Annotated in this window: 2 protein-coding genes; one reads left to right on the forward strand and one right to left on the reverse strand. The window is 40.4% G+C overall.

Annotated elements, in window-relative coordinates; genetic code table 11:
- Window positions 1–87: 87 nt before the first annotated feature.
- Window positions 88–879 carry an inositol monophosphatase family protein gene (locus tag AC1DPZ_RS26850; protein WP_477409268.1) on the forward strand — a complete coding sequence of 264 codons (792 nt, stop codon included), beginning with the start codon at window positions 88–90 and terminating at the stop codon, window positions 877–879.
- A 169-nt stretch (window positions 880–1,048) separates the two neighbouring features.
- Here the strand turns inward: AC1DPZ_RS26850 and AC1DPZ_RS26855 are convergent.
- On the reverse strand, window positions 1,049–1,589 hold a 541-nt coding region (locus AC1DPZ_RS26855; RefSeq protein ID WP_477409270.1), incomplete at its 5' end, for a NifU family protein.

A 1,589-nucleotide genomic window follows, 5' to 3' on the forward strand; every position in this document is an offset into this window, starting at 1 on the left:
TAGCACGTATTGGTGCCGCTTTAAGCTTGTTTTTTGCAAGCTTTTTTATCCACAAGGTATTTTCATTTAGCTTATCATTAAGGCACCATGGCACTCACAAACATAGCGAACCAAGTAATTGAAGTTGCCAAACAGGCGGGCGACTTTATAAGGCAGGAACGTAAAACCTTCGATGCTGATAAAATTGAATATAAGGGCCTCAACGATATGGTATCATACGTTGATAAAACAGCCGAACGAATAATTGTTGAAGGTTTACGGAAGATTTTGCCCGAATCTGGCTTTATTACTGAAGAAAAAACCACAACCATTGTTGGCGAACGTTATAACTGGATAATTGATCCGTTGGATGGAACAACCAATTTTATACATGGATTACCCACGTTTTCGGTAAGTATAGCTTTAAAGGAATATGACGAATTGGTGTTAGGGGTAGTATATGAAGTAAACCAGGATGAGTGTTTTTATGCCTGGAAAGATGCCCCCGCTTATTTAAATGGTAAAGAGATCAGCGTAAGTAAAAACTCAACTATCGGTACCAGTTTACTGGCAACCGGCTTCCCTTACTATGATTTTACTAAACAGGCTGCATACATTGAATTATTTGCCGAACTCATGAAAAGCAGCCATGGACTAAGACGCATAGGGTCTGCAGCTGTCGACCTGGTTTACACTGCCTGCGGTAGGTTTGATGCTTTTTACGAATATAATTTGAATGCCTGGGATGTGGCCGCGGGTATAGTAATTGTAAAACAGGCAGGTGGCGAAGTAGTAAATTTTAAAGGAGGAAGCGAAGTGCTGGAGACAAGGGAGTTATTGGCAACCAACGGGAAGATAACAGGGGAGATGCTGACGGCGATTCAAAAGTACTTTAAGTAAACACGAATTTCATACGCACGAATTGCACAAATAAGAGCGAATTCTCACAAATGTAAATGGCACCAATTTATTCAGACACAGTTCATCTGAGTTCGAATAAATTGATGCCATTTGTACGTTTGATCAATTCGTGAAATTCGAATCAATTAGTGCAATTCGTGTGTATATTTTATAATGCTTCTGATACCACTTCGGTAACTTCGGGCACCATACGTTTAAGCAGATTTTCGATACCGGCTTTAAGTGTTATGGTTGATGACGGGCAACCACTGCATGAACCACGCAGCTCAACAGTTACCACTCCTTCGTTAAATGAACGGTAAGAGATAGCACCGCCATCCTGCTCAACAGCCGGGCGAACGTAATCATGTAAGATCTGCTGGATTTTAACTTCTGTTTCAGAGCCTTCAAAATTTGTTTCTTCGGATTGCTCGTCTAACTGTATCTTAAGTTCCGATTCAACCGCACCCTTTACAAACTCCTTCATTATCGGTTCAACATCTGCCCAGTCACTACCTTCAGTTTTGGTAATGGTAAGAAAGTTACTTGCAAAGAAAACACCATTTACAAAAGAAAATTTATACAATTCCTTAGCAAAAGGTGATTTATCGGCACTTTCTTTTGTAGCAAAATCGGCACTGCCATTAATCAGCAACTTGTTCACAATGAACTTCATTGTTGCCGGGTTTGGCGTTGATTCGGTATATACG

Source organism: Mucilaginibacter sp. P4_G9, from assembly GCF_056400985.1.